This window comes from Pedobacter sp. 05L430 (genome assembly GCF_056397585.1).
This window is the reverse complement of sequence record NZ_JBFTNT010000279.1, coordinates 1-5593: the sequence shown is the minus strand read 5'-3', so window position 1 is coordinate 5593 and position 5593 is coordinate 1. Positions and strand designations below refer to the sequence as shown.

The 5593-nt window shown below is 38.9% G+C and carries 3 protein-coding genes and 1 pseudogene; 3 read left to right on the top strand and 1 reads right to left on the bottom strand.

Annotation, left to right across the window (positions count from 1 at the left end; translation table 11 throughout):
* Positions 1-231: 231 nt before the first annotated feature.
* The gene (gene purL / locus AC1DG9_RS22410) at positions 232-3897 is read right to left on the bottom strand and encodes a phosphoribosylformylglycinamidine synthase (protein ID WP_337715202.1); all 3666 of its coding nucleotides are present in this window, start codon (positions 3895-3897) and stop codon (positions 232-234) included.
* Between the two features lie 78 nt (positions 3898-3975).
* On the opposite strand from purL, the gene AC1DG9_RS22405 reads away from it, so the two are divergent.
* The 3 genes and pseudogenes from AC1DG9_RS22405 to AC1DG9_RS22395 form a co-directional block, all read left to right on the top strand.
* A complete protein-coding gene (locus AC1DG9_RS22405) occupies positions 3976-4680 on the top strand; it encodes a tRNA1(Val) (adenine(37)-N6)-methyltransferase (protein ID WP_172663842.1) in 705 nt (234 codons plus the stop codon).
* A 55-nt stretch (positions 4681-4735) separates the two neighbouring features.
* Positions 4736-5227 (top strand): metallophosphoesterase family protein, encoded by a 492-nt coding sequence (locus AC1DG9_RS22400; RefSeq protein WP_288882302.1) that lies wholly within the window; start codon positions 4736-4738, stop codon positions 5225-5227.
* A 21-nt stretch (positions 5228-5248) separates the two neighbouring features.
* Positions 5249-5593 (top strand): annotated as a pseudogene (locus AC1DG9_RS22395) (class 1 fructose-bisphosphatase); the annotation flags it as partial.

Sequence of the window (5593 nt, the reverse complement as noted above, 5' to 3'; positions counted from 1 at the left end):
CTATTATATAAAGCAGAGGAATAACGAATATATATTTCTGTGAAGGCAGCATGGTCATCCTTTTTGAACAAAAGAACCAATTCATTATCAGTATAAGATTGGTAGGATAACATAGTTATCTAAACATTGAATTAGATTTGGTTAAGAAGGATGGGAGCTATTGCTACACATCTGTTGTAACCAAATCTAATTAATTTTTAGACAAATGCAATAATGGAAGAGGCTGAGCTCTTATCCTTTATGCGTTTCAACCCATTTACGGGCGTTTACAAAGGCTTCCATCCAAGGTGTAACTTCATCTTTACGTTCTTTCGGATAATTTGCCCAATGCCATTGGAATAATGAACGCTCAATGTGTGGCATCATTACCAGGTGACGACCAGACTCATCACACATCATTGCTGTGTTATAATCTGAACCGTTCGGGCTTGCAGGATAAGTTTCATAAGCATACTTTGCTATGATTTGATATTTATCTTCTGAGTAAGGTAATTGGAACCTGCCTTCACCATGTGAAACCCATACACCCAATGTAGTTCCTGCCAATGTAGAAAGCATAACTGAATTGTTTTCTTGTAGGGTTAATGAGGTGAATATACTTTCGTGTTTACCACTTTCGTTATGCAGCATTTTTGGTTTTTCTGCATGGTCTTTATTGATTAAGCCCAGCTCAACAAAAAGCTGACAACCATTACAGATTCCTACAGATAATGTATCTGGTCTGCTAAAAAAGTTTTCAAGTGCAACTTTAGCCTTTTCGTTGTACATAAAAGCTCCTGCCCATCCTTTGGCTGATCCTAAAACATCGGAGTTAGAGAAGCCACCAACCGCACCAATGAACTGTATGTCTTCTAAAGTCTCTCTGCCTGCAATAAGATCAGTCATGTGAACATCTTTTACGTCAAAACCTGCAAGGTACATGGCGTTAGCAAGTTCACGTTCAGAGTTACTTCCTTTTTCACGAATAACAGCTGCCTTTGGTCTTGGTTTTGAAGCATCAATAACCGGTTTCTTTCCGTCAAACTGAGTAGGGAAGTTGTATTTAAGTATGTGGTTTTTGTAGTTGTCAAAGCGTTCTTTTGCTTTTACTGGTCCACTTTGTTTTTTATCTAACAGATAAGAAGTTTTGAACCATACATCACGTAAGTGATCAATGTCAAAAGATAAGGTATCTGAATTGTTTTTTACTTGTAAGCTTGCGGTTGAAGTAACTTCACCAATTTTGTGATAAGCAACATCATTTGCAGAAAGGGTAGCCTCAACATCGCTAGTTGCCTGGAATACGATGCCGATGTTTTCAGCAAAAAGTAATTTTATAATGTCTTGCTCACCTAAAGAAGAAAGATCTAATGATGCACCAAGATCACGATCGGCAAAGCAAAGTTCCAGTAAAGTAGTTATTAAACCACCGCTACCTATATCGTGTCCTGCTTGTATTTTGTCAGCTTTTATTAATTCCTGAAGTGTGTTAAAAGCATTTTTAAGTTGATCTGCATTTTTAACATCAGGTGTTTCATTACCAATTCTGTTTAAGATTTGTGCAAAGGAAGAACCACCAAGTTTATAAGTATCGTTAGATAGGTTGATGTAGTAAATTGAACCGCCATCTTTTTGTAAAACGGGCTCAACAACTTTAGTGATGTCGTTGCAATTTCCTGCAGCTGAAATAATCACAGTACCCGGTGCAATCACCTCATCGCTCTTATATTTTTGTTTCATCGACAAGGAATCTTTACCTGTTGGGATATTGATTCCTAAGCTGATTGCAAAATCAGAACAAGCTTTTACAGCTTCGTATAATCTGGCATCTTCACCTTCGTTTTTACATGCCCACATCCAGTTGGCTGAAAGGGAAACGCTTTTTAGTCCATCTTTTAATGGTGCCCACAGAATATTAGAAAGAGATTCGGCAATAGCAATACGACTTCCGGCTGCCGGATCAATTAATGCAGATAGGGGAGCGTGACCTACTGAAGTTGCGATGCCTTCTTTTCCCTGAAAATCTAACGCCATAACACCACAGTTGTTAAGTGGCAATTGTAGTGGTCCGGCACATTGTTGTTTGGCAACGCGGCCACCCACACAACGGTCAACCTTATTGGTTAACCAGTCTTTAGAGGCAACAGCTTCAAGTTGTAATACTTGTTCCAGATAAACATTTAACTGGGCTTTATCATAAGTAACCGGCTCGTATTTTCTATCAATGGTTTTGTCTTCCATGATTACCTTTGGAGAACTGCCGAACATGTCTTTCAGTTCAAGATCCATAGGTTTAGCGCCGGTAGTTGCAGATTCAAATGTAAAGCGGTGATCGCCTGTAACTGTACCTACAGTATACATTGGAGAGCGCTCACGATCTGCAATTTTTTGAAGTGTTTCTATATGTTCTTGTCCGATTACCAGACCCATACGCTCCTGAGATTCGTTACCAATAATCTCTTTAGCTGAAAGGGTAGGATCACCGACAGGTAATTTATCAAGGTCTATTTTTCCACCGGTTTCTTCAACCAGTTCAGAAAGGCAGTTTAAGTGACCACCGGCACCATGATCATGTATCGATACGATGCTGTTATGATCGCTCTCTACCATGCCACGTACAGCATTAGCTGCTCTTTTTTGCATTTCAGGATTAGATCTCTGAATGGCATTTAATTCAATTCCACTCCCAAGGGCGCCGGTATCTGCAGATGATACTGCAGCACCACCCATACCAATTCTATAATTTTCTCCACCCAGGACAACAATTTTATCACCTTCAGAAGGTTTTTGTTTTTTAGCCTGGCTGGCCTTACCATAACCAACACCACCAGCAAGCATGATTACTTTATCGAAACCAAGTTTGCGTCCGCCTTCTTCATGTTCGAATGTAAGAACCGAACCGGTGATTAGCGGTTGGCCAAATTTATTTCCAAAATCAGTTGCTCCATTAGAAGCTTTGATTAGGATATCCATTGGAGTTTGGTATAGCCATTTTCTTTCTTCAACACCTTTTTCCCAAGGGCGATTTTCTTCCAATCTTGATAAGGCAGTCATATAAACTGCAGTACCAGCCAAAGGTAGTGAGCCTTGTCCACCTGCAAGTCTGTCTCTAATTTCGCCACCTGATCCGGTTGCAGCACCATTAAATGGTTCTACAGTTGTTGGGAAGTTATGTGTTTCTGCTTTTACGGAAATTACGGATTCAAAATCGCTGATTGCATAATAGTCGGGCTCATCAGCACGTTTAGGTGCAAACTGCTGAACTACCGGACCTTTAATAAAGGCAACATTGTCTTTATAGGCAGAAACAATATCATTGGGGTTTTCTTCTGATGTTTTACGGATCAGCTTGAAAAGAGATGTAGGTTGTTCCACACCGTCAATAACGAATTTACCGTTAAAGATTTTGTGACGACAGTGTTCTGAGTTTACCTGAGAAAAACCGAATACTTCTGAGTCAGTAAGTGCTCTTCCAAGTCTTTGAGAAAGACCATTTAAGTACTCTACTTCTTCATCACTTAGTGATAAACCTTCCTGTTTATTATAGGCAGCAATATCGCTAACCTCAATAATAGGTTCCGGTTGTATATTAATAGTATATATGTCCTGATTAAGTTCCTTATATTTTTGAGATAACATTGGATCGAAGTCAGAAAAACCTTCTTCTACTTTATGAAATTCTTCAATCCTGATGATTCCTTCGATGGCCATATTTTGTGTAATCTCTACCGCATTTGTACTCCATGGAGTTATCATTGCTGCTCGAGGTCCGACAAAAAAGTCTGTTAATACGGTTTCTTGCTTTAATTTTGCACCGCCAAACAGCCATTCTAGTTTTGTAATATCAGTATCGGATAAGTTTTGCGCGGTTTGTAAAGCGAAAACTGTATTGGATTGATTGGAGAAGAAATAAATCATTGTAGTGTTTTGAGCCGCAAATTTAGCGTTAAAATTTTAAAACCGCGAGGTTAGAATGTAATATATTCGCAGAAGCGTATGGGAAGTATTTTTAAATTTAAGCAGTTTGAGGTAAACCAGTCGGGTTGTGCCATGAAAATTAATACTGATGGAGTGTTACTAGGCGCTATTGTTCAAAAAAATGACACTAAACAAATACTCGATATTGGAACCGGTACGGGCGTTATTGCTTTAATGCTGGCGCAGCGTTTTCCAGAGGCACTAGTTGATGCTGTAGAGATAGACGAATCGGCAGCATTAGCGGCTTCAGCTAATTTTAACAATTCTAATTTTTCTGCAAGAGTTAAAGCCCACCATTGTGCTATAGCATCGTATAATACTGATGTTAAATATGACTTAATTGTTTCCAATCCTCCTTATTTTGTTAACGACCTTAAAAATCCGGAACAAAGAAAAGGGATTGCAAGGCACGCTGATCAGGATTTTTTTGAGTTGCTGTTAATGAAAACTTCAGAACTATTAACTGATGATGGATGTATTTGGTTAATACTCCCGGTTAAGCAAGCAGAGTTTGTGGTTGCGGGGGCAGCAGCATTTAATCTGGCGCTGGGCGAAAGAATAAATGTTTGTTCTGATGAAAGTAAACCTGTTTTTCGCCATATCATTTGCCTCCAGCGGAAAGTGGTTGCGCCAAAGATTAGTAATTTCTTCATTTACGAATCTGAAAAAATATATACCGAAGCCTATAAGAGATTACTTAAAGATTTCTTGCTGGCTTTTTAATTGTATAAATGTCATTATACATAGCTTTGTTTGATACATATTAAGAACATATACTTTGACTAAGATAGGCCTGATTTCTGATACACATGGATTTTTGGATCCAGCGGTTTTTAAACACTTTGCCGATTGCGATGAAATATGGCATGCGGGAGATTTTGGACCCAATGTAGCCGAAGAGCTTGCCGCCTTTAAACCACTTCGTGGCGTTTACGGAAATATTGATGGTAAAGAGATTAGAAGCCTTTACCCTGAACACTTGCGTTTTAATTGCGAAAACCTTGATGTATGGATAACACATATTGGGGGTTATCCGGGGAAATATGCTCCGCAGGTAAAGGGTGAAATGTACACTAAGCCTCCGAAATTATTTATTGCCGGGCATTCACATATTTTAAAGGTGATGTACGACAAGAAAATCGATTGTTTACATATAAATCCCGGTGCAGCAGGAAATTCGGGTTGGCATAAGGTTAAAACTTTAATTAGATTTTCTGTTTCAGAAGAAAAAATACATAACTTAGAGGTCATAGAAATAGGCGTTAGATAACGTATTAAATACACTAAGTATATGTCAGGTATAAAAACACTGGGTCAATTTATAATAGAAAAACAGGCCGATTTCCCTTATGCAAAAGGAGAGCTTTCAAGATTGCTTCGGGATATTGGTATTGCCTCCAAAATAGTTAACCGGGAGGTGAATAAAGCAGGTCTGGTTGATATACTGGGAGCTGCCGGAACCATGAATATTCAGGGTGAGGGGCAACAGAAGCTTGATGTGTATGCCAATACGCAATTTATAAGTGCACTGACCAGTGGTGGTGAATGTTGTATTGTTGCAACAGAAGAGGAGGATGAGTTTGTGAAAATCGATTCACCAGTATCTAAAAATGCCAAATACATAGTGTGCATTGAC

Excerpts from the sequence above, each read along its gene's own strand:
- purL (WP_337715202.1), bottom strand. The coding sequence starts at position 3,897 with ATGATTTATTTCTTCTCCAATCAATCCAATACAGTTTTCGCTTTACAA.
- AC1DG9_RS22405 (WP_172663842.1), top strand. The coding sequence starts at position 3,976 with ATGGGAAGTATTTTTAAATTTAAGCAGTTTGAGGTAAACCAGTCGGGT.